Here is a 23,099-nt window from a genome sequence, read left to right as displayed (position 1 = left end):
TAATTATGTCAGAGTATTTAAGCATAACAACTTTAACTAAATATATTAAATATAAATTTGACCAAGATCCTCATTTACAGTCAGTACTGCTCAAAGGAGAGCTTTCTAATTTTAAAAGACATTCTAGTGGGCACTTATACTTTAATGTAAAGGATAAGGATAGCGTTATCAGTGCAATGATGTTTAAAGGAAGTGCTTCTAAACTTACTTTTGATCCTAAAGAAGGAGATGAGGTGCTACTCGAGGCACGGGTTTCTGTCTATGAGCGTAGAGGGAATTATCAAATTTATGTTAATAAAATGGAATTAGATGGGATAGGTAATCTCTATCAAAAATTAGAGCAGCTTAAAAACAAACTATCTAAGCAAGGCTATTTTAATAAGAAACATAAAAAAGCAATTCCAAAATTCCCTAAAAAAATAGCTATATTAACAGCTAGTACAGGAGCTGCAATTAGAGATATTCAATCTACAATTGAAAGTAGATATCCTTTAGTTGAAAAAATTCCATTAAGTACTTTAGTACAAGGGACACAAGCTAAAAAAGATATCATCGAAAAAATTGAATATGCTGATACATTAGGCGTTGATACTATTATCGTAGGGCGCGGTGGTGGTTCAATTGAAGATTTGTGGAACTTTAATGAAGAAGACGTAGTAAAAGCAATTTATAATTGTAATACTCCTATCATTTCGGCAGTTGGACATGAAACGGATTTCACACTAAGTGATTTTGTTGCGGATGTAAGGGCAGCAACGCCTACACAAGCAGCCGTTATTGCAACGCCAGATCAATATGAACTCATGCAACAAATCAAACAGTATCAATTTTCATTAACTAAATTTATTAAACAATTTGTCGAGAAACAACAACAACATTTAAATCATCTTTCTTCGTATTATAAATTTAAGCAACCCTCATTACTGTATGACCAACAAATTCAAAGAAGAGATGATTTAGAAAGACAATTAAAACAATTGCTAACATCGAAAATTGAAAATAAAAGAAATGAAATTAAATTATTACGCAATTATTTTAATTTGAAAAAGCTCAACCAATCAATTACCCAGAATCAACAACACTTAAATAATTATCGTAATCGCTTAATTAATACGACTAATAAAAACATCCAAAATAGTCATAACAAACTAAAGAATAAAATAGAACAACTCGATAATTTAAGTCCTACAAATACAATGTTGAGAGGTTATTCAATTATTAACAAAAAGGACAAAGTCATTACGAGTACTCATGATTTAGCGGAAAATGATGAAATTACATTATCTATGAAAGATGGTAGTGTTGATGCCATTGTTAAGAAAGTAAGGTGTGAAGATGAGTAAAGAACAACAAAGCTTTGAAGAAATGATGCAAGAATTAGAAAATATAGTTCAGAAATTAGATAATGAAACAGTTTCTCTTGAAGAGTCACTAGATTTATATCAACGTGGTATGAAATTATCTGCAGCATGTGATTCAACTTTAAAAGATGCTGAAAACAAAGTAAATCAATTGATCAAAGACGAAACCGAGGTTGAAGATGATGAAGAAGTCAATGAATGATTTGATTGAAAATATTAATAATGATCTTAACGGTATTATTGGGACATCACCTTTAAAAACTAATTTAGAAGAGAGCATGCAATATTCTTTAAATGCAGGTGGCAAAAGAATACGTCCTTTACTCATACTACTAACACTAGATGTATTAAATGCAGATTATAACAAAGGACGTCAAACTGCGCTTGCGCTTGAAATGATTCACACTTATTCACTTATCCATGATGATTTACCAGCTATGGATAACGATGATTATAGACGTGGTAAACTTACAAATCATAAAGTTTATGGTGAATGGAAAGCCATCTTAGCTGGAGATGCATTATTGACTAAGGCTTTTGAATTAGTCGCTAATGATGACCTATTAAGTGCTGATGTTAAAGTAAAAATTATCTCTAGATTAGCGCATGATAGTGGTCATTTAGGTATGGTCGGTGGACAAACGCTTGATATGGAAAGTGAAGATTCATCAATTGATATAGCAACATTGGAACAAATTCACAAAGCTAAAACTGGCGCATTATTAAAATTTGCTATTCTGAGTGCCGCTGAAATAGCAGAAGTCGACCAACCCACTTTCGAAGCACTTGAAACATATAGTGAACATCTCGGTTTAATGTTTCAGATTAAAGATGATTTACTCGATATTTATGGTGATGAAGAGAAATTAGGTAAAAAAATTGGAAGCGACTTAGAAAATGATAAAAGTACTTATGTATCATTATTAGGTAAAGAGGGCGCTGAAGAAAAACTAGAATATCATAAAAATAGCGCCATTCAATCAATTAACCAATTGTCTTCTAACTATGATATTGAGCCTTTACTAGATATTGTAAATCTTTTTTATAATAGAGAACACTAAACAATTTAAATAACTTTTCCCTTCAAAGTAGATAGTAAATACATAATGACTTTGAAGGGTTTTATTTTTAGAATAGATTTTGCTAATTATTTTAAAAAACACTAACTTTTTTCATAAGTATTTATAATTTTATACATTATACAAATGGATTATTCAACAATTTAATATGTCAAACCAACTTAACTTCAAGATAAGATGCACGTCATACCAGCATTTTACACAAATCAACTTTAGTAGTAGTTCATATATAGTTGTGTTAAAATTAATGTATAAATATTCGAAACCAGGAGTGTTCATAATGACAAAAAAATCAGTGAGACATATAAAAATTAGAGAAATTATCTCAAGTGAACAGATAGAGACCCAAGATGAACTTGTTAAACGTCTAAATGAATACGACCTTAATGTTACTCAAGCTACTGTTTCACGAGACATTAAAGAATTACAACTAATCAAAGTTCCAGCACCATCAGGTCAGTATGTCTACAGCCTACCTAATGATCGTAAGTATCATCCATTAGAAAAGCTTGGAAGATATTTGATGGATTCATTTGTAAACATCGAAGGAACAGACAATCTATTAGTCTTAAAAACATTACCAGGCAATGCGCAATCTATAGGTGCAATTCTTGATCAAATAGATTGGGATGAAGTGCTTGGAACGATTTGTGGCGACGATACTTGTCTTTTGATTTGTAGAGACAAAGAAGCAAGTAATACAATTAAAACTAGAATTTTCAATTTATTATAAGGATGCGATGTTTCCATGTTACAAACCTTATCAATAAAACAATTTGCAATCATCGATGAATTAGAAATTCATTTTTCAGATGGGTTAACTGTGTTAAGTGGTGAAACCGGTTCTGGGAAATCTATCATCATAGATTCAATCGGTCAATTGATTGGCGTGCGTGCTTCATCTGACTATGTAAGGCATGGTGAGAAGAAAGCGATTATCGAAGGTATCTTTGATATTGATAATAGTAAGGATGCTATTGAAGTACTTCACAATTTAGATATTGATATCGATGAAGATTTCTTATTAGTTAAGCGAGAAATTTTTAGCTCTGGGAAAAGTATTTGCAGATTAAATAATCAAATCGTTACACTTCAAGATTTGCGGAAAGTTATGCAAGAACTTCTAGATATTCACGGTCAACATGAGACTCAGACACTATTAAAACAAAAATATCATCTTAAACTATTAGATGATTACGCCGAAGAGAAATATTTAAAAACTAAAGAGAAATATCAACATATTTTCAATGAATATAAAAATAAAAAACAAGAATTGGAAGAACTTGAGTCAGCTGACCAAGCATTACTTCAACGTCTAGACTTAATGAAATTCCAATATGAAGAGTTAACGGAAGCATCACTTAAAGAGGGCGAAGCTGAACAATTAGAAGTAGATATCCGTAGAATTCAAAATTCTGAAAAATTAAGCTTAGCTCTAAATAATGCGCATCTTACTTTAACAGATGAACATGCGATAACTGATAGATTATATGAATTGAGCAATCATCTACAATCAATTGATGAAATTCTGCCTGATAAATTTACTAAATTAAAAGAAGACATAGACCAGTTTTATTACACACTTGAAGATGCAAAACACGAATTGTATGACGAAATGTCTAATACAGAGTTTGACGAGCAAACATTGAACGAATTAGAGTCTAGAATGAATTTACTCAATAATTTAAAACGAAAATATGGAAAAGATATTTCCGAATTAATCAATTATCAAGATAAATTAAAAAATGAAATTGCTAAAATTGAAAATTATGAAGAAAGTACGTCACAACTAAGAGATGAAATCGCTCAACTTTATAAACAAGTGATGTCGCAAGGTAAGAAACTATCTGATGAGCGTCGTAAAGTAGCACTTGTTTTGAGAGATCATATAGTTGCGGAAATACAAAACTTACAAATGAAAGATGCGAACCTCGAAATTTCATTCCAACCTTTAGAAAGTCCTACAATTAATGGTATAGAATTTGTAGAATTTTTAATTAGTCCTAATAAAGGCGAACCACTTAAAAGTCTTAATAAAATTGCTTCAGGCGGTGAATTGTCTCGAATTATGCTCGCCCTTAAAAGTATATTCGTCCAATCACGTGGTCAAACTGCTATTTTATTCGACGAAGTGGATTCAGGGGTTTCAGGTCAAGCTGCTCAGAAAATGGCAGAAAAGATGCGCGATATAGCTGAATATATTCAAGTTATTTGCATCTCTCACTTGCCTCAAGTTGCATCAATGAGTGATCACCATTTACTAATTAGCAAAGCTTCAACGGATGATCGTACAACAACTCAAGTTAAAGAACTTGAAGATGATGACAAAGTTGATGAAATTGCTCGAATGATTTCGGGTGCGAGTGTAACAGAGTTAACACGCGAAAATGCTAAAGAAATGATAGCGCAAAATAATCGTAATAAGTAATACACTATTAATAACATAAGTAACTAGGATCAGTTTATGAATTTATTAATAAAACTTTTTGATGTAAAATAAATAAGTATGAATTATATTGGTAGGTTGGGGCATTATCATCTAAAGCTTGATTAGTATTAAAAGATGATGTCCTAGCCTAAAACTAAGTTTAGAGTAGTTAGGAGTAAGCATATGTCTGAAAAGCAATATGACTTAGTTGTATTAGGTGGAGGAACAGCAGGATATGTAGCCGCTATTCGAGCCTCACAATTAGGTAAAAAAGTTGCCATAGTTGAAAAATCATTGTTAGGTGGAACTTGCTTACACAAGGGTTGTATCCCGACTAAGGCATTATTAAAATCTGCAGAAGTGACACGTACGGTACGTCATTCATCTGATTTTGGAGTAAACATCAACGACTTTACAATAGATTTTTCTAAAATGATGGAGCGTAAATCGGAAATTGTTAACCAAATGTATCAAGGCGTTAATAGTCTTATGCAGAAGAATCATATTGATGTATATAACGGCACGGGTCGTATTATGGGTACTTCAATATTTTCACCTCAAAGTGGAACAATATCGGTAGGATATAGTAATGGAGAGTCTGATTTATTACCTAACCAAAATGTACTTATTGCTACTGGTTCCGCACCTAAAAGTTTGCCGATTTTAGAATTTGATCATAACCAAATTATTTCTAGTACTGATTTACTAGAAATGTCGGAATTACCATCGAGTGTTGCGATTATAGGTGGCGGTGTAATAGGATTAGAATTTGCTTCTTTACTTATTGATTTAGGAAAAGAAGTTACAGTTATTGAAGCAGGAAACCGTATCTTACCAACTGAGAGTACTCAAATATCTAAGTTTTTAAAAGAAAAATTAGAAGCTAGAGGGGTACAATTTTTTGAAAATTGTCAATTAAACGAAGACGCTTACGAAATTGGTAGCGACCATGTTGCTATTACGATTGGCGAGACTAAAATTAATGTCGAAAAAGTTTTAGTTGCAATTGGACGTACTCCTAATACAGATGATATTGGGTTAAATAATACTAAGATAAAAAAAGATACTGCTGGATACATATTAGTTAATGAATATCAGCAAACTGAAGATAAACATATTTATGCTGCCGGTGATTGTATTGGAAAGTTACAATTAGCACATGTGGCATCTAAAGAAAGTGTCATAGCGGTTGAACATATGTTTAATGAAGCTCCGGTTTCTCTTGATTATAATACAATGCCTAAATGCGTATATACATATCCGGAAATAGCTTCGATAGGGCTCAATATTGATAGAGCTAAAGAAGAAGGTCTGAATGTGAAAGCTCACAAAGTTCCTTTCAACGCAAATGGAAAAGCTGTAATTGAAGATAATTCTACACAACGTGGATTTTGTGAAGTGGTTACCAACCAAGATAATGGCGACATTATAGGAATAAGTATGGTGGGCCCTCACGTTACTGAACTTATCAATGAAGTAGCCCTTTTACAATTTATGAATGGTTCAGCATTAGAATTAGGTCTTACTACGCATGCTCATCCATCAATATCAGAAGTATTAATGGAATTAGGATTAAAAATAGAAAATAGAGCAATTCATGTTTAATAGGGAGGAAATTATAGGATGATTGATTATAAATCTGTCGGCCTTACAGAAGAAGACCTTAAAGAAATTTATAAATGGATGGATTTAGGAAGAAAAGTCGACGAACGCTTATGGCTACTTAACAGAGCTGGAAAAATCCCCTTTGTTGTAAGTGGACAAGGACAAGAAGCGACTCAGATTGGAATGGCTTATGCAATGAAAGAAGGAGATATTTCATCTCCATACTATAGAGATTTAGCTTTCGTAACTTATATGGGTATTTCACCATATGATACGATGCTTGCTTCATTTGGTAAGAAAGATGATATCAATTCGGGCGGTAAACAAATGCCGTCACACTTTAGCCATCGTGAAAAAGGAATCTTATCACAAAGCTCTCCTGTGGCAACTCAAATACCACATTCAGTCGGTGCTGCTTTAGCTTTGAAAATGGATAAAAAATCTAACATAGCTACAGCTACAGTAGGCGAAGGTAGTTCTAACCAAGGTGATTTCCACGAAGGTTTAAACTTTGCGGGCGTACATAAATTACCATTTGTGTGTGTCATCATTAATAATAAATACGCTATCTCTGTGCCTGATTCCCTCCAATATGCAGCGGAAAAATTATCTGATAGAGCGATTGGCTATGGCATCCATGGAGAAACTGTCGATGGGAATGATCCAATCGCTATGTATAAAGCAATGAAAGAAGCACGTGACAGAGCCCTCAATGGCGAAGGCGCTACTTTAATTGAAGCCGTTACGAGTCGTATGACACCTCACTCTTCTGACGATGATGATACATATCGTACTAAAGAGGAACGTGAATCATTAAAAGCTTTAGATTGTAATTTAAAATTCAAAGATTATTTATTTGAACAAGGTATTATTGATGATACATGGTTGTCTGAACTTGAAGAAGCTCATAAAGAAATTATAAATAAAGCAACTAAAGATGCTGAACAAGCTGAATATCCATCTGTAGATGAAGCTTATACTTATGTATACGACCCTGAAGGAGGTATTAACAATGACTAAAATGAGCTACATTGAAGCTATTCAACAAGCACAAGACTTAGCTATGGAGCACAATCCTAATACCTTCATTTTAGGAGAAGACGTAGGACGTAAAGGTGGCGTATTTGGTGCCACTCGTGGTTTACAAGAAAAATACGGTGCTGAACGCGTCATCGATACACCACTTGCTGAATCCAATATCGTAGGTACAGCTATTGGCGCTGCAATGATGGGTAAACGTCCAATCGCCGAAATTCAATTCGCTGATTTTATTTTACCTGCAGTGAACCAAATTATTAGTGAAGCTGCTAAAATGCGTTATCGTACAAACAATGATTGGCAATGCCCAATTACTATTCGTGCACCATTTGGTGGTGGCGTTCATGGTGGGCTATACCATTCACAAAGTATTGAAAGTATCTTTGCTTCAACACCTGGATTAACTATTGTTATTCCTTCAACCCCATATGATGCTAAAGGCTTATTACTTTCTTCTGTTGAATCTAATGATCCAGTGCTCTTTTTCGAACATAAAAAGGCTTATCGTTTTCTAAAAGAAGAAGTTCCTACTGACTATTTTACTGTTCCTCTAGGAAAAGCTGATGTTAAACGTGAAGGTGACGATATTACTGTATTTACATATGGTTTATGTGTGAATTACTGTTTACAAGCTGCTGACATCTTAGCTGCTGATGGAGTAAGTGTAGAAGTCGTAGATTTAAGAACCGTTTATCCGTTAGATAAACAAACTATCATTGAACGTGCTAAACGTAATGGTAAAATTTTATTAGTAACTGAAGATAATTTAGAAGGTAGTGTCATGTCTGAAGTTTCTGCAATTATTGCTGAAAACTGCTTATTTGAACTTGATGCGCCGATTATAAGATTAGCTGGTGCCGATGTACCATCAATGCCATTTTCTCCTAACCTTGAAAATGAACTAATGATGAATCCAGAAAAAATCTTAACTAAAATGCGAGAACTTGCACAATTTTAAGGAGGCAATACAATGGACGTAAAAATGCCTAAACTAGGTGAAAGCGTACATGAGGGAACTATAGAACAGTGGCTAGTATCTGTAGGCGATCATGTTGATGAATACGAACCTTTATGTGAGGTAGTAACTGATAAAGTTACTGCCGAGGTGCCTTCAACCGTATCAGGTACCATTACAGAACTTCTAGTTAATGAAGGAGAAACTGTTCAAGTTGATCATATCATCTGTAAGATTGAAACAACTAATTCAACTGATTCATCAAATGACAATAATGTCACAGATTCAAATCAAAGCGAAGTCAATTTAAGTGGCGATGATAATTTAGCACTTGAAGGTAACGACATTTCTAATAATGTTGGTAAAAATAAGGATGAAACAAATCAACCTCAACAACAAACACCAGGTTCATCTCAAGCTAATAACGGAAGATTTTCACCCGTAGTCTTTAAAATTGCCTCAGAAAATAATGTCGATTTATCGTTAGTACCTGGCACAGGTTTTGAGGGTCGTGTAACTAAAAAAGATATAGAAGCTTATGTAAGTTCTGAACAACAATCTGCGTCTTTAAATACACAAAATCAACCAACACAAAATAGTAGTCAAACAGCTATTAGCCAAGATATACCATCTGCTCCTTCAAATAATAAAGCATCAAGCGAATCAAATCATTCTGGTAAAACGATACCAGTCAATGGTGTGCGTAAAGCAATTGCACAAAACATGGTAACAAGTGCTACAGAAATTCCACATGGCTGGATGATGGTAGAAGTAGATGCGACTAATTTAGTAAAAACAAGAAATTATTATAAAGATGCTTTTAAAGAAAATGAAGGTTACAATTTAACTTTCTTTGCGTTCTTTATTAAAGCTGTGGCTGAAGCGCTTAAAGCTAATCCATTACTAAATAGTACTTGGGATAATAATGAAATTATCTTACACAAAGATATTAATATTTCTATTGCCGTTGCTGATGAGGATAAATTATATGTTCCTGTAATCAAGCATGCAGATGAAAAATCAATTAAAGGAATAGCTATAGAAATTAATGAACTTGCCCGTAAAGCGCGTAATAAGAAACTTACGCAAGAGGACATGACTGGTGGTACATTCACAGTTAATAATACGGGTACGTTTGGTTCAGTATCATCGATGGGTATTATTAACCATCCTCAAGCAGCCATTTTACAAGTAGAATCTATTGTAAAAAGACCTGTAGTTATCGATGATATGATTGCGATTAGACATATGGTTAACTTATGTATCTCAATTGACCACCGTATCCTTGATGGCGTACAAACAGGACGCTTTATGGCGCAAGTGAAAAAACGTATCGAGCAATATGCCATCGAAACAGCTAACATCTATTAATTTGCCTGTAAATTAACTAGACAAGCTATTTGAACTATGACTATCAAATTAGTAAAATAGCATTAAATAACAATTGATTGAAAGGTGATTCTAATGGATTTAAACTTTGATTTATATATGAATGGTGTCGTCGATCAAGCTCGTAACGAGATTGAATCTGCAGGATATGAGCAATTAACAAGTGCTGAAGAAGTAGATAAAGTATTGCAACAAGATGGTACTTCTCTAGTAATGGTTAACTCAGTATGTGGTTGTGCAGGCGGTATCGCTCGTCCAGCAGCAAGTCATGCTTTGCATTATGATAAATTACCAGATAGATTAGTTACTGTTTTTGCTGGTCAAGATAAAGAAGCAACACAACAAGCTAGAGATTATTTTGAAGGTTATGCACCTTCAAGCCCATCATTTGCACTTATTAAAGATGGAAAAATTACCGAAATGATTGAACGTCATCAAATCGAAGGTCACGATGTAATGGATGTTATTAATCAATTACAAGGCTTATTCGATAAATATTGCGAAAAAAGATAAGAGGGACTTACCAATGTTAAAGTTAAATCCCTATAAAATTGGATTTAGAACACTTAAGACTGCGGTAGGTATCACTCTCGGTGTTATTTTAGCTAAATGGATGGGGCTCGATAATTATGCATCGAGCGCTATCCTTATCGTTTTATGTATCAAACATACTAAAATGCACTCTGTTCAAGCAATTGTATCTCGATTCGTATCATGTCTTTTAATATTATTATTCGGCTCCCTTGTGTTCAGTTTACTTGGTCAAAATGCCTTAGTTTTAGGTTTGATTGTTTTATTATTTATACCTATTACAGTAATGTTGAAAGTTCAAGAAGGTGTCGTTACAAGTTGCGTTATATTACTCCATGTATTTAACGCTAGTGCGATTAATCTTCACCTTATTATTAATGAAATATTACTTTTAAGTGTAGGGTTAGGCATTGCCTTTATTATGAATTTGATTATGCCTAGCTTCGATAAAACATTAGGCAATTTGAAGAAAGAAATTGAAACGGGCTTTAAAGAGATTTTTAAAACGTATAGTCATGCATGCACAAATTATCATAATGATTTAACAGTCTCTTTTGAAAAATTGCAATTAGATATTCGTAAAGCTAAATCAATTGCTTTCAAAGATGTAAAAAATCATTTTGTACGTAATGAAAATTCATATTATCACTATTTTGATATGAGACAGGAGCAATTAGAACTTTTACGTAGAATTCAACCACTTATTCATCAAATAACTGTTGATGATCCGTTAATCAGTGATATTTCAAAATTAATGGCTGAGATAGGTAACAACGTAAACAGTAATGATTATACTGCATTAAGGTTACATTCACTGTATGAGATACGTTTAACACTAGACGAATTACCTCTACCTAGCTCTCATCAATCTTTAAAATCACGCGCAAGTATGATGCAAATATTAAATGAGTTAGAAGAATATTTAAATATTAAGTCACACTTTGGTTCATTAAAGTTACATAGTGAAATATAGTAATGATAAGTTTTAATTGTATTTATAGAGATTAAGCAATGTTTTGTTGCTTAATCTCTTTTTTAGTTTGTCCGTAATAAGTAAAATTCTAATATACTAAGTTTTAGTCTGTTTGATGTAAAATATAATAAAAATATTGATTATTTTATAAAATATTTATATAGTTATATCAAACATATTAGTGAGGTGTTGAAATGAATAAGAAATTTTATTTAAAAGCAGCTAATTTAACTTTGATGAGCAGTATGTTATTTAGCACTCAGTTTAGCGCTCATGCCGCTGAGCGTAATTACAGTAATGGTAATATCAATAACGCTACTAATGGTTTGGATCACGGTATTCTTCATAAAGATGGGACGTTTACTCCTCCTAACGTAAATCCTCATTATGATATTCTAGAAGTTGAAGATCCTATTATTCCTGGTGATGCGCTTAATCGCAATGTAACTTCAAATAAAGCTAATCATACAACTGATAATAATGCCGTACCTACTAACAATAATGTCCCTAATACAACTAACTATAATAAACTTAACAGTAACAATGCTATGAATAATGACAATAGTTCAAATCATTATGAAGCTAAAGCTAACATTCAAGCTAACGCTTCAACTCATAGTGCTAGTGTATTGCCTAACACTGGTGCCACTCAAAATAATACATTGCTCAATACCATAGCCTTTTCTTCAATTCTTGTCGGCTTATTCCTATTTTATAGAAACCGTATTAAACAATAAAAATAAATCATTTCTTTAAAAAAACGACTAACTCCCTCTATTCAATAAAGAGGGGGCTAGTCGTTAATTTTTCATATAAAAAGCGTATATAAAACATGATTTAGTAAAACTTAGATATGTTTAAATTCGAACGCTTTATGTTATTAATGCATAAGTGGTACTAAACTTGTAAGTAATAATGCCGCTACAATTGCAACTAACATAACAATAATGATGATTCTTAAAACTTTATTGTTCAATCTATAACGCTCCTTACTATTAAGCACAGATAAAGCTTAACTTATTCGATTTAATTACATATAAAAATACTTTAAATGATTTTTATACAAATAGCAATCAATTTAGTTTTGATATGGTGAAAAATTAGTTAGAATAGAATTTATATAAGAAAGGGGTTATTACTAATGGTTAACAGTCAACGATTACTTGATACATTTTTAGAATTAGTCCAAATTAATTCTGAAACTGGACACGAAGAAGTTATTCAACCCATTTAAAAAAATAAATTTGAACAGCTTGGGTTAAATGTAGTTGAAGATAATGCTTCTGAGAAAGAATGGTTAGGAGCAAACAATCTTATTTGTACGTTACCAAGCACAAGTGAAGATAATAGCATTCCTAGTATTTATTTCACAAGTCATATGGATACGGTCATGCCTGGAATCAATGTAAAGCCACATGTAAGCGATGATGGTTATATTTATTCAGACGGAACTACCGTGCTTGGCTCAGATGATAAAGCGGGCTTAGCAGCTATTATTGAGACAATTGAATACTTGCAAGAGCATAATCTACCTCATGGCCAAATCCAATTTATTATAACAGTAGGAGAGGAATCTGGACTAAAAGGCGCTAAAGAATTAGATAGCAACGAACTTGATGCTCAGTTCGGTTATGCGGTAGATGCAAGTCAGCATGTAGGTACGACTGTCGTGGGTGCGCCTACACAAATGTCTATTCATACTACTATAACAGGTAAAACAGCCCATGCAAGCACACCAGATAAAGGCGTGAGTGCTATTAATATTGCGGCTAAAGCGATAAGTAAAATGAAATTAGGTAGAATCGATGAGTACACTACCGCAAATATAGGCAAATTTCATGGTGGTTCTGCTACTAATATTGTTGCAGACGAAGTTGTCTTAGAAGCTGAAGCACGTTCTCACAACGATGAAAGCATCAATCAACAAGTTACTCATATGAAAGATATATTTGAATCAACGGCTAAAGAATTAGGTGAAGAAGCTCATGTTCGTATTGAAAAGAGCTATCCTGGATTTAAGATTGAAGATAATGCTGAAGTGACTCAATATGCGATAAATAGTGCAAAAGAACTTGGTCTAACAGGAGATACTGTCATTGCTGGCGGTGGTTCAGACGGAAGTATCATTAATACATTCGGCATACCGACCGTTATACTTGGGGTTGGTTATGAAAATATCCACACAACATCAGAACGAATTTCAGTACAATCTTTAAATCAATTAGCTCAACAATTGATTAAAATAATCGAATTAGTCTCTAAATAACGATTGAGTTTAGTGAAGTAATTCTCGTTTTTATGATACAATACTATTGAAAAATTGAATGAGAGAGGTAAGTAATATGACTCAACAAATAGGTGTAGTAGGTTTAGCTGTAATGGGTAAAAACCTAGCTTGGAACATTGAATCACGCGGTTACAGTGTATCTGTTTATAACCGTTCAAGCGAAAAAACAGACATAATGGTTAAAGAATCAGAAGGTAAACAAATCCATCCAACATACTCTTTAGAAGAGTTTGTGAATTCACTTGAAAAACCACGTAAAATTTTATTAATGGTTAAAGCTGGTCCTGCTACAGATGCAACAATTGAAAGTTTATTACCTTTATTAGATGACGATGATATTTTAATCGACGGTGGTAATACAAATTATCAAGATACAATTCGTCGTAATAAAGCATTAGCGCAAAGTGGCGTTAACTTTATTGGTATGGGTGTATCTGGTGGAGAAATCGGTGCGCTTACTGGTCCATCACTAATGCCAGGTGGACAAGAAGAAGCTTACAATAAAGTAAGTGATATCTTAGACGCTATCGCTGCTAGAGCTAAAGATGGTGCATCTTGTGTTGAATATATCGGACCAAACGGTGCCGGTCACTACGTAAAAATGGTACACAATGGTATTGAATACGCAGATATGCAATTAATCGCAGAAAGCTATGCCATGATGAAAGATTTATTAGGCATGTCACACGAAGAAATTTCAAAAACTTTCAAAGAATGGAATGCTGGCGAACTTGAAAGCTACTTAATTGAAATTACTGGCGATATTTTCACTAAACTAGATGAAGATAATGATGCTCTAGTTGAAAAAATTCTTGATACTGCTGGCCAAAAAGGTACAGGTAAATGGACTTCAATCAACGCATTAGAATTAGGTATTCCATTAACTATCATTACTGAATCAGTATTTGCTCGTTTTATTTCATCAATTAAAGAAGAGCGTGTGAATGCTTCTAAAGAATTAAATGGACCTAACGCTAAATTTGAAGGTAATAAAGAAGAATTTTTAGAAAAAATTCGTAAAGCATTATATATGAGTAAAATTTGTTCATATGCACAAGGTTTCGCTCAAATGCGTAAAGCAAGTGAAGAAAATGAATGGAATCTTAAATTAGGCGATTTAGCTATGATTTGGCGTGAAGGTTGTATCATTCGTGCACAATTCTTACAAAAAATTAAAGACGCTTATGATAATAATGCTGAATTACAAAACTTATTATTAGATCCTTACTTTAAAGATATCGTTACAGACTATCAAGATGCATTAAGAGATGTCGTAGCTACTGGCGTACGTAATGGTGTACCAACGCCTGGTTTCTCTGCAAGTGTTAACTATTATGATAGCTATCGCTCTGAGAACTTACCTGCTAACTTAATTCAAGCACAACGTGATTACTTTGGTGCGCATACTTATCAACGTAAAGATAAAGAAGGCGTATTCCATACACAATGGGTTGAAGAAGAGTAATAGTTTTTATAATCTTGGTTTAATACTAATATTTAAAATGGTTGATTTTGTCGTTAGCAATTTCAGCCATTTTTTTATAAAATTTTGTTTGTTTATTTAGTTATTTTTATTAGTTAATTGACTTATATTTCTTAAATTATTACGATATGAGTATACTCATATATGAAATCGCTTACTTATATTCCGATTAACTAGTCAAAATATCAAGTTAATGTATTCGCCTAGCAATTTCATTTTCAAAAATAGAAATACATATCAAAATGTGTGCAAAGACAAAGGAGATTAAATTATGACTAAAAATTGGTGGAAAGAAGCCGTAGCTTATCAAGTCTATCCTAGAAGCTTTAATGATAGTAATAATGATGGAATTGGGGACTTACCTGGTATTATAGAGAAATTAGACTATTTAAAGGACTTAGGGATTGATGTGATTTGGTTAAGTCCAATGTACCAATCACCGAATGATGATAATGGTTATGATATTAGTGATTATCAAGCTATTATGGATGAGTTTGGAACGATGGAGGATTTCCATCTTCTATTGGAAAAGGTTCATGACAAAGGCATGAAATTAATTCTAGATTTAGTAGTGAACCATACGTCAGATGAACATCCATGGTTTATTGAATCTAAATCAAGTAAGGACAATCCTAAACGTGACTGGTATATTTGGGCAGACTCTAAACCAGATGGCTCAGAACCGAACAATTGGGAAAGTATCTTTAACGGGTCTACTTGGCAATTTGACGAAGTAACTGATCAATACTATTTCCATCTCTTTAGTAAAAAGCAACCGGATTTAAATTGGAATAATCCAGAAGTACGTGAAGCTGTCTTTAGTATGATGAATTGGTGGTTTGAAAAAGGGATCGACGGATTCAGAGTCGATGCGATTACTCATATCAAGAAGACGTTTGAAGCAGGGGACTTACCGGTTCCTAAAGGTAAAAGATATGCTCCAGCGTTTGATGTAGATATGAATCAACCTGGTATTCAAGAGTGGCTACAAGAAATGAAAGACGAATCTTTAAGTCATTACGACATCATGACGGTAGGTGAAGCTAACGGTGTAAATCCAGATAATGCTGAAGAATGGGTCGGCGAAGATAAAGGGAAATTTAATATGATTTTCCAATTCGAGCATCTAGGCTTATGGAGCACAGGTGATTCACAATTTGATGTAAAAGCCTATAAAGAAGTATTAAATCGTTGGCAAAAGACATTAGAAGGTGTAGGTTGGAATGCATTATTTATTGAAAACCATGATCAACCGCGTCGAGTTTCAACGTGGGGTAATGATAAAGATTATTGGTTTGAATCTGCTACAAGTCACGCTGTAGTTTACTTCTTACAACAAGGCACGCCGTTTATTTATCAAGGCCAAGAAATTGGTATGACGAATTATCCATTTGAGAGTATTGAAACATTTAATGATGTTGCTGTTAAAAATGAATATCAAATCGTCAAAGAACAAGGTGGCGATGTTAATCAATTATTGGATAAATATAAGATGGAAAATCGTGATAACTCACGTACACCTATGCAGTGGGATAATTCAGAGAATGGTGGCTTTACGAAGGGCGAACCTTGGTTCCCAGTTAATCCAAATTATAAGTCAATTAATGTCGAAGACCAGTTACAAGATGACAATTCAGTATTAAATTTCTATAAAGATTTGATTCAATTGAAAAAATCAGATGATATTTATACGTATGGACAATTTGATTTAGTAGATGTTGATAATGACAAAGTGTTCGCTTATACACGTCAACTTAATGGTCAAACAGTAGTAGTAGTTGGAAATCTTACTGGTGACAATGCTTCATTAGAGTTACCATTTGATTTAACCAAAGATGGTATTAAACTTCATAATTATCATACTGACATTGACCTTAAAGCACTTAAACCATACGAAGCTTTCGTAGCAACTATTTAAGATTTTTTAATTTAAATGTACCTGAAACTAACATAGCATTGATAAAAAGAGAAGCGTCTGGGACATAAACATTTCGGTTTAAAGGTAAAATGGTAATTTCTATCTGTTTTCAATAGAAATTACCATTTTCTTTATTTATATAACATAGTATTGTTGGCGAGACTCCTGAGGGAATAGGATGAGTGTCGAGACCTTGTCTCGACCTGGCAGTAGTTGTCTGAAATGAAGATGCGTCCAATCTGTACTTTCTTCATTTCTAGTCAACCTTGCCGGGGTGGGACTACGAAATCTTTGAAATTACATTAGATTTCTTCCCCGCTCCCCCCTAGGAAATAGCTTACATTACAGTAAGAACGGGAGCCAAACAATACGAAGTATTGATAAAAGAGAAGCGTAGAGGTGATTCAATCATGTACTGAATCATCTCTACGCTATTATTTTAGGATTTATGTCCCAGCCTCTTACATTTTAGTGTTTAATTTTAAGTCTCTTTAAATTTTTAAATTAATCTAAATCATCATAGTCGTCTTGTTCAATAGGTAGCCATAATTGAATTTTAGTGAATGGGTCCTCAAATGAGATATCAAAAGGATAAATTTCGACATACAAGCTGTCTCTTTCATAAGGTAAAGTAAGTTGTAAACTTGATTCAATGTAATACCAGGCTTCATTTACAGCATAATCAATTTCACCTTGTAAATTGAATTTTGCATAATGATGACCAGGCAATAATCTACTTTCTAAATGAGAAGGGTAGCGATCACTCGGAACGCCTATAAATATTTCTACACCTTCATCTAAAGGACAAGTAATTACAAATAACTCAAAAGGGCTTATATTATTATATCTTTTTAAATCTTTTATTTTACCATCAAGAAATAAATCTTCTAAAAAATCAGGAACTTTATAAGGATTAGACAAATCATTTCCTTCAATAAATCGAACGTAGCCTACTAGTGCGATATCGTCTGTTGTGTCTAATCTATATGGATAAGGTGCACGTTCAGTGGTTGTTAATTTTATATAAAGACGTTCTTGTAACTTTAATTCATCTTTTTTGGTAGATGCTTGTATAGGTGAGATACCATGAAAATCACTAAAATCATTCGCAAAGTCATTTGAACTCACATAATTATATTTTTTTGCCACATCTACAAGTCTCGAAGAACTTTGTATCATCTCTTTTGCTGCTACTGTCATTTTTCTAGCATGCGCATAGCTCTCAGGTGAGCGTCCTACAATCATTTTAAATGATTGATCCAGATGGTAAGGAGAAAGACCAACGTAATCACTTAACTCTTGCAAATTAAACGGCTCTAATAAACGGTCTTCGATAAATACGATTGCCTGTTGTATCTGCTTGATAACGTTCAAAACTTTCACTCCAATAAATTTACAATCATTAACTCATATTTTACCTTATTTTTAGAAAATATACATCTTAACGTGTGCTATAACATAAAATTTTTTCACAAACAATTCAAAAAAGGGAAGACACCGCTTCAAATGAGCTGTCTTCCCATATACTTCGACTTATTCAATTGTAAAGTTTACATTAAATTTATTGAATATCGTCCCACCAGTGATTACCATCTCTACTTAACAATAAGTCACTTTCTAGTGGACCATTTGTGCCTGATTCATAATTAGGGAAATTAGGTTCATTCATCGTCCATTCCTTTTGAATGACATCCACAAATTTCCAAGTAGATTTTAATTCTTCCCAGTGAGTAAAGTTCGTAGCATCACCTTTTAGGCAATCAAATAATAAGTTTTCGTAAGCATCTACTGTGTTCATCTTATCTTGCGCGCCCATGGCATAAGATAATTGAACTGGTTCAGTATCAATACCTTGAATATTCTTTTTAGCGTTTAAATGAAGTGACAAGCCTTCATTAGGTTGAATATTAATCACTAGAAGATTAGAATCAAGAAGTTTATCTGTTTGATAATAAAGATTTAATGGAACTTCCTTAAATTCAACTACGACTTGAATCGTTTTAGATTTCATACGTTTACCTGTTCGAATATAGAAAGGTACGCCTGCCCAACGGAAATTATCAATTGTTAAGCGACCTGATACAAACGTAGGGGTGTTAGAGTCCTCAGCTACACGATCTTCGTCACGATATGCTTTTACTTTAGTATCGTTTATATGACCTTCACCATATTGACCACGTACAAAGTTTTGACGCACTTCTTGTGGTTTTAATTGTCTTAGAGATTTAAGTACTTTAACTTTCTCAGCACGGATATCTTCACTCTTAAGACTTATAGGCGCTTCCATCGCTAATAAAGCTACCATTTGAAGCATATGGTTTTGAACCATATCTTTTAATGCGCCACTAGATTCATAGTATCCACCACGATCTTCTACACCTAGAACTTCAGATGAAGTCACTTGAATATTAGAAATATATTTATTATTCCATAATGGTTCGAACATCGCATTCGCAAAGCGAAGTACCTCAATATTTTGGACCATGTCTTTACCTAAGTAATGGTCAATTCTATAAATTTCTTCTTCTTTAAATGATTGACGTAGTTGATTGTTTAATTGTTCAGCTGATTTTAAATCGCTACCGAATGGTTTCTCGATGACTAATCGTTTAAATCCATTTGTTTCAGTAAGGCCAGCTGATTTTAAATAATCAGAAATAACGCCAAAGAATTGAGGAGCCATCGCTAAATAGAATAGACGATTACCTTTTAATTGATATTTACTATCAAGTTCATTAGAGAAATCTAAGAGTGCATGATAGCTTTGTTCATCGCTAACATCATGTTTAAAATAATAAACATGTTCCATAAATTCATCTATTTGATCAGTATCTTTCACATGTGTTGCTATTGACTCTTTAACTTGTTCACGAAAGACTTCATTTGTGTAATCTCGACGTCCAATACCAATAATGGCAATATGTTCGTCTAAATTGTCTTGTTGGAATAAATGGAAAAGAGATGGAAATAATTTTCTATGACTTAAATCTCCGGTTGCCCCGAAGATAGTAATTAAACAAGGAATATGTTTAGTATGTTTACTCAAGATCAAAACCTCAATTCTTTAATTGCTATGATTAATTTATTATAAAATAAATTGACACCGCTTCATACAATTTTGCCTAAAATGTATATATTATTTTCAGGATGTACATATGAAATGAAAGACGAGCAATTTAATAATTTATTAATATCATTATACCTTAAATTGTTTCTTGTTAGTTAATCTCATTTCTTATTATAACAATCAATGGGAGATGTGATAAAATATATTGGAGAAAAAGGGAGGCATATGAATGGAAGTGACGTTTTTTGGTACAAGCGCTGGGTTGCCAACTAAAGAAAGAAATACTCAAGCCATCGCTTTAAATCTAGAACCTTATTCGAATTCTATTTGGCTATTTGACGTTGGGGAAGGTACACAACATCAAATTTTGCATCATTCGATTAAACTTGGCAAAGTGAATCATATATTTATCACGCATATGCATGGCGACCATATCTTTGGATTACCCGGCTTATTAACAAGTCGCTCATTTCAAGGTGGGGAAGATAAGCCACTAACGATTATAGGGCCAAAGGGATTACAAAATTTTATTGAAACTACTTTAAGATTATCAGAATCCCATTTAAATTATCCTATTACATATATTGAAATAGATAATAACTTTACATATCATCATGACGGTTTTACAGTTTCTGCTAAACTATTAAATCATGGCATCCCATCATATGGTTATCGCATTGAATCGCCAACTACTCCAGGAACTATTGATGTTAATGCACTTAAAGCGATAGGTTTAGAACCTGGACCTAAATATCAAGAAGTTAAAATTTATGAGACGTTTGAACATGAAGGCCAAATATTTAATTCAGATGATTTTAAAGGGCCTGCTAAACCTGGACCAATTGTATCAATCTTTGGTGACACTAAGCCTTGTAAAAATGAATTTTATATAGCTGAAAACGCTGACGTTATGGTTCACGAAGCTACGTATATAGAGGGTGATAAAACATTAGCAAATAACTATCATCATAGTCATATAGAAGATGTCTTTGATTTAATAGAACAAGCTAATGTAAAACGAAGCTTAATTACTCATTTAAGTAACCGTTACAATCATGATGTCATTGACTCAATAAAATTGGACTTACAAGCCAAAGAACAAACACCAAATTTTGAGTTTGTGAAAGACTTTGATACGTTTAAAATTTAATGTGCCATGTCAAAAACCCCTAGAATAACAAAGATTCTAGGGGCTATTTTTAAATGATTATATTAGTTATCGTCATTTTTAGATAATTCAATACTACGACTTACTGCTGCGTTTAGACAATCTTCAAAGATGCCTTTAATATCATGTTGATCTAAAGCATTTAAACCTGCTTGTGTCGTACCACCTTTAGATGTAATATTTCTACGCAATTGTTCCATACTTAAATCAGAACGTTCAATCATTTTACTCGTTCCAATAATTAAATTTTTAATAGATTCTTCAACTTGTCCTTTTTCCAAGCCTAATTCTGTACCAGCTTTAACATATTGTTCAAACACATGATATAAGAAGGCTGGACCACTGCCTGTAATTGCAGTAACTTGATGTAAATGATCTTCATCTACTTCAATGACTGAACCGAATGCATTTACTAAATCAATTACTTCATCTTTAGATTTAGGTCCAAAATTCCCTGAGAAGCTAATCCCTGTAACAGAATGACCGACTTGAGCATTCGTATTAGGCATGATTCGAGCAATTGGATTTGTAACTTGTAGTTGATCATGAATATAGTTGATAGGTAAACCTGCCATAATAGAGATAAAACGATTTTCATCAGTAATATAAGGACGGATTCGTTTTGCTACTGTTTCGAAATCATATGGTTTAGTTCCCAAGAATACATAATCTGCATCTTTTAATAAGGCTTCATCATCGTAACTATATTCTACTCCTAATTCTTCCGCAAATTTCTTTAAACTTTCTTCATTAGATTTGTTTGTAAGATAGATATCATCTGAATTTAATTTCTTAGAGTTAATAATTCCCTTGAAAATTGCTTGCGCCATATTTCCAGCGCCATAGAATACTAATTTCATTGACTACATCATCCTCACTCTATTTTTTATAAAACCATAGTAACATATTATACAATCATCATGGCAAACTAGTGGTTACTTTGCTAAGTTATCTCTTCCAGGCTTATTTATTATTTTCTTTATCAAATAGTATGAATACGTTAGTATAAGTATGAATCTTTAAAGGAGGAGAAGTCATCATGATTGGCAACCATTATGTAGTAACAGGAGGCACGAGTGGTTTAGGATTAGAAATTGTTAAACAACTTCTTAAACGTGGCGCTTACGTGACGATTATTGCTCGAAACCCTCAAAAATTTAACCAAATTGATTTTAAAACATATCATAATAAGGTCTCGATGGTTCAATGTGACTTACAAAATAGGGAAGCAATTTTTAAATTAGCGTCAAATATCAATAAACCAATACATGGCTTAATCTATAGTTCTGGTTTAGGCTATTTTAAGTCTATTCAGCAACATTCACCTAAAGAAATGATTGAAACCTATGACGTGAATGTGATTAGTTTTAATCTTATATTGAATGTCTTACGCACTCATTTCACTACGAATGCTTCAATAGTTGGGATTGCTAGCCAAGCAGCCTATGTGACACAGGCGCATGCCGCTCATTATGGTGCTTCCAAAGCCGCTTTAAACGCTGTTCTTAACGCTTTAAGAATTGAGGAACCTAACTATCATGTGATGTCGGTAAATACTGGACCGATTCAAACACCATTTCACGAAAAGGCTGACCCCATACTAGCATACGCTCAGAAGTATGAAGCGCTTATGTTAGACCCTAAGCAATTAGCAAGTGAAGTAGTAGAGGGCATAATTAAACAGGAAAAAGAAATTAACAAACCTAAATGGATGCATCAATTACTAAAGTTATATCATTTAGCGCCGAGAAGATTTGAACAATGGCTAACACCATTTTTTAAAAATAAAAGTTAGCATTTAAATTGGAGGGGTTATC

General features: G+C 33.2%; 20 protein-coding genes and 1 pseudogene. 17 read left to right on the top strand and 4 right to left on the bottom strand.

The window, feature by feature from the left end; translation table 11 throughout:
• The first annotated feature begins 5 nt into the window (after positions 1–5).
• The 12 genes from xseA to FH144_RS04000 all read left to right on the top strand — a co-directional run bounded on the left by xseA (position 6) and on the right by FH144_RS04000 (position 12,096).
• Complete coding sequence (gene xseA / locus FH144_RS04055; RefSeq protein WP_242313851.1) at positions 6–1,343, top strand: exodeoxyribonuclease VII large subunit; 1,338 nt, start codon at positions 6–8, stop codon at positions 1,341–1,343.
• On the top strand, positions 1,336–1,563 hold the full coding sequence (locus FH144_RS04050; RefSeq protein ID WP_103166147.1) for an exodeoxyribonuclease VII small subunit: 228 nt from the start codon (positions 1,336–1,338) through the stop codon (positions 1,561–1,563). Before xseA ends, FH144_RS04050 begins: the two co-directional genes overlap by 8 nt.
• Positions 1,541–2,422, top strand: coding sequence for a polyprenyl synthetase family protein (locus tag FH144_RS04045; RefSeq protein WP_242313849.1), 882 nt, complete (start codon positions 1,541–1,543; stop codon positions 2,420–2,422). The genes FH144_RS04050 and FH144_RS04045 overlap by 23 nt, the downstream gene beginning before the upstream one ends.
• 298 nt (positions 2,423–2,720) lie before the next feature.
• Positions 2,721–3,173 carry a transcriptional regulator AhrC/ArgR gene (gene ahrC / locus FH144_RS04040; protein ID WP_242313847.1) on the top strand — a complete coding sequence of 151 codons (453 nt, stop codon included), beginning with the start codon at positions 2,721–2,723 and terminating at the stop codon, positions 3,171–3,173.
• Between the two features lie 15 nt (positions 3,174–3,188).
• On the top strand, positions 3,189–4,868 hold the full coding sequence (gene recN, locus FH144_RS04035) for a DNA repair protein RecN (RefSeq protein WP_242313845.1): 1,680 nt from the start codon (positions 3,189–3,191) through the stop codon (positions 4,866–4,868).
• Between the two features lie 183 nt (positions 4,869–5,051).
• On the top strand, positions 5,052–6,473 hold the full coding sequence (gene lpdA / locus FH144_RS04030) for a dihydrolipoyl dehydrogenase (RefSeq protein WP_242313843.1): 1,422 nt from the start codon (positions 5,052–5,054) through the stop codon (positions 6,471–6,473).
• An 18-nt stretch (positions 6,474–6,491) separates the two neighbouring features.
• A complete protein-coding gene (locus FH144_RS04025) occupies positions 6,492–7,493 on the top strand; it encodes a thiamine pyrophosphate-dependent dehydrogenase E1 component subunit alpha (protein ID WP_242313841.1) in 1,002 nt (333 codons plus the stop codon).
• The gene (locus FH144_RS04020; RefSeq protein ID WP_242313839.1) at positions 7,486–8,469 is read left to right on the top strand and encodes an alpha-ketoacid dehydrogenase subunit beta; all 984 of its coding nucleotides are present in this window, start codon (positions 7,486–7,488) and stop codon (positions 8,467–8,469) included. Before FH144_RS04025 ends, FH144_RS04020 begins: the two co-directional genes overlap by 8 nt.
• A 12-nt stretch (positions 8,470–8,481) precedes the next feature.
• Entirely contained in the window at positions 8,482–9,837 is a 1,356-nt protein-coding gene (locus FH144_RS04015) for a dihydrolipoamide acetyltransferase family protein (protein ID WP_242313837.1), read from the top strand.
• A gap of 93 nt (positions 9,838–9,930) precedes the next feature.
• A complete protein-coding gene (gene brxB, locus FH144_RS04010) occupies positions 9,931–10,368 on the top strand; it encodes a bacilliredoxin BrxB (protein ID WP_242313835.1) in 438 nt (145 codons plus the stop codon).
• Between the two features lie 13 nt (positions 10,369–10,381).
• Positions 10,382–11,359 (top strand): aromatic acid exporter family protein, encoded by a 978-nt coding sequence (locus FH144_RS04005; RefSeq protein WP_198611462.1) that lies wholly within the window; start codon positions 10,382–10,384, stop codon positions 11,357–11,359.
• Between the two features lie 194 nt (positions 11,360–11,553).
• Positions 11,554–12,096 (top strand): LPXTG cell wall anchor domain-containing protein, encoded by a 543-nt coding sequence (locus FH144_RS04000; protein ID WP_242313833.1) that lies wholly within the window; start codon positions 11,554–11,556, stop codon positions 12,094–12,096.
• A 143-nt stretch (positions 12,097–12,239) separates the two neighbouring features.
• Here FH144_RS04000 and prli42 read toward each other — a convergent pair whose 3' ends face one another.
• A complete protein-coding gene (gene prli42 / locus FH144_RS03995; protein ID WP_157947855.1) occupies positions 12,240–12,335 on the bottom strand; it encodes a stressosome-associated protein Prli42 in 96 nt (31 codons plus the stop codon).
• Between the two features lie 165 nt (positions 12,336–12,500).
• On the opposite strand from prli42, the pseudogene FH144_RS03990 reads away from it, so the two are divergent.
• The 3 genes and pseudogenes from FH144_RS03990 (at position 12,501) to FH144_RS03980 (ending at position 17,047) form a co-directional block, all read left to right on the top strand.
• A pseudogene (locus tag FH144_RS03990) lies at positions 12,501–13,625 on the top strand (M20/M25/M40 family metallo-hydrolase).
• 76 nt (positions 13,626–13,701) lie between these two features.
• On the top strand, positions 13,702–15,111 hold the full coding sequence (gene gndA / locus FH144_RS03985; protein ID WP_242313830.1) for an NADP-dependent phosphogluconate dehydrogenase: 1,410 nt from the start codon (positions 13,702–13,704) through the stop codon (positions 15,109–15,111).
• Positions 15,112–15,400: 289 nt separating this feature from the next.
• A complete protein-coding gene (locus FH144_RS03980; protein WP_242313828.1) occupies positions 15,401–17,047 on the top strand; it encodes a glycoside hydrolase family 13 protein in 1,647 nt (548 codons plus the stop codon).
• Positions 17,048–17,551: 504 nt separating this feature from the next.
• On the opposite strand, the gene FH144_RS03975 is transcribed toward FH144_RS03980, so the two are convergent.
• Both FH144_RS03975 and zwf read right to left on the bottom strand, forming a co-directional pair.
• Complete coding sequence (locus FH144_RS03975; RefSeq protein WP_242313827.1) at positions 17,552–18,421, bottom strand: AraC family transcriptional regulator; 870 nt, start codon at positions 18,419–18,421, stop codon at positions 17,552–17,554.
• A 187-nt stretch (positions 18,422–18,608) separates the two neighbouring features.
• Positions 18,609–20,093, bottom strand: a complete 1,485-nt coding sequence (zwf, locus tag FH144_RS03970) for a glucose-6-phosphate dehydrogenase (protein WP_242313825.1) — start codon at positions 20,091–20,093, stop codon at positions 18,609–18,611.
• A 250-nt stretch (positions 20,094–20,343) separates the two neighbouring features.
• On the opposite strand from zwf, the gene rnz reads away from it, so the two are divergent.
• Positions 20,344–21,264: a ribonuclease Z gene (gene rnz, locus FH144_RS03965; RefSeq protein ID WP_242313823.1), complete on the top strand. Its 921-nt coding sequence runs from the start codon at positions 20,344–20,346 to the stop codon at positions 21,262–21,264.
• Positions 21,265–21,326: 62 nt separating this feature from the next.
• Here the strand turns inward: rnz and proC are convergent, their stop codons facing one another.
• Positions 21,327–22,142, bottom strand: coding sequence for a pyrroline-5-carboxylate reductase (gene proC, locus FH144_RS03960; RefSeq protein WP_107508378.1), 816 nt, complete (start codon positions 22,140–22,142; stop codon positions 21,327–21,329).
• A 179-nt stretch (positions 22,143–22,321) separates the two neighbouring features.
• Here proC and FH144_RS03955 point away from each other — a divergent pair, with 179 nt between their 5' ends.
• Positions 22,322–23,077 carry an SDR family NAD(P)-dependent oxidoreductase gene (locus tag FH144_RS03955; RefSeq protein ID WP_242313822.1) on the top strand — a complete coding sequence of 252 codons (756 nt, stop codon included), beginning with the start codon at positions 22,322–22,324 and terminating at the stop codon, positions 23,075–23,077.
• Positions 23,078–23,099 lie beyond the last annotated feature (22 nt).

Source organism: Staphylococcus sp. acrmy (genome assembly GCF_022690565.1).
Taxonomy (GTDB): domain Bacteria; phylum Bacillota; class Bacilli; order Staphylococcales; family Staphylococcaceae; genus Staphylococcus; species Staphylococcus caledonicus.
The sequence above is the reverse complement of the archived record's forward strand: the minus strand, read 5'-3'. Positions and strand labels throughout refer to the sequence as shown.